General features: G+C 59.5%; 1 pseudogene. It reads left to right on the forward strand.

Annotation, left to right across the window (positions count from 1 at the left end):
* Positions 1 to 274: pseudogene (locus AF337_RS30035) on the forward strand (carbohydrate ABC transporter substrate-binding protein); the annotation flags it as partial.

The following is a 274-nucleotide window of genomic DNA, read 5'->3' on the forward strand; positions in this document are numbered from 1 at the left end:
CGCCAGCCCTCTACATTCCCGTGACCAGCCAGCACGCCGAGGAAGCGCGAAAATTCGTCGATTTCGCCGGAAGCGTCGAGGCCTGCAAGATCATGGTGGAAACCAATGCCGTTCAGGGACCTTCCCTGATCAACGGCTGCGACCTGCCAGCTAGCGTACCGCCTGCGATAAAGGACATGCTTCCCTATTTCGAGGCCAAGGACAAGACGACCCCGGCGCTGGAATTCGTGTCGCCGATCAAGGGACCGGCTCTTGAGCAGATCACCGTCGAAGT

This window comes from Rhizobium ecuadorense, from assembly GCF_001187535.1.
Lineage (GTDB): Bacteria > Pseudomonadota > Alphaproteobacteria > Rhizobiales > Rhizobiaceae > Rhizobium > Rhizobium ecuadorense.